The 961-nt window shown below is 55.2% G+C and carries 1 pseudogene; it reads left to right on the top strand.

The features are described from left to right. Window positions 1-152 precede the first annotated feature (152 nt). A pseudogene (locus KTN04_RS16595) lies at window positions 153-824 on the top strand (IS30 family transposase); the annotation flags it as partial. Between the last annotated feature and the right edge of the window lie 137 nt (window positions 825-961).

Below are 961 nucleotides of genomic sequence, written 5' to 3'. Positions count from 1 at the left end.
CGCAGTCCGCTCTGGACTCCAAACCACCCATCATGGCGATGAAGGAGTGGCATAAAACCCATCCGGAACTTTTTAAAAAGCGACCTTATAATCATACGGGACTTGACAATTAGTGCTACGCTTTCGCTCGCCAAAGTAAAAGATGTATCACCATGAGTTATCAGCAGTTGACCGAGGGGAAACGATACCAGCTATCGGTTCTTCTTGCGCAGGGAAGTCCAGCAACAGCGATTGCCCAAGCAGTCAAAGTCCATCGTTCAACGGTCTACCGGGAGTTGAAACGCAACAGTAGCCGGGAGGCATACGATCCCGGCGAAGCGCATCAACAGGCCATGCGGCGGCGTACCGGTGCCGCCAAATACCGCTTGCCAGAACGGGGCGTTCGCTATGTGGAATTGACCTTATCCTGGCGGTGGAGCCCGGAACAGATCAGTGGTGTCGGCAAACTCATCGGCCTACCGGTGAGCCACGAGTGGATCTACCGCCATGTGGCGGCGAACAGGGCGTGTGGCGGCAAGCTCTACAAAGCGCTGCGCCAGGGCCATAAACGGTATCGTAGAGGCGCCAACAGCAAGCGTTCGGTGATCCCTGATCCGCGCTCGATAGATGAGCGCCCGTCGATTGTGGATACGCGAGAGCGCTTCGGTGACTGGGAGGTTGATACGGTGCTGGGCAAGCATGGTAGTGGTGCCCTCGTTACCTTGGCCGAGCGCAAAAGCAGGTTGTATCTGGTCCGCAAGGTAGCAGCCAAACGGGCCAGTGATGTGCGGGATGCCATCATCGATATGCTCAAGCCCTATGCGGCGCATGTGCACACGATTACGGGTAACCGCCGTTAAAACGCCACACTTGACAGCTTAATACATTAGGGGACGTTCTCAATTAGTGTAAACTCCTACCGATAGTCACTGCATCAGGGCCTTCGGAGTGTAAATGAGTGAGCGTACAGTACTGAGAGATG

This window comes from Marinobacterium weihaiense, from assembly GCF_019061305.1.
Classification (GTDB): Bacteria; Pseudomonadota; Gammaproteobacteria; order Pseudomonadales; family Balneatricaceae; genus Marinobacterium; species Marinobacterium weihaiense.
Note: the sequence above shows the minus strand (reverse complement) of the source record. Positions and strands in the feature narration are given on the sequence as shown.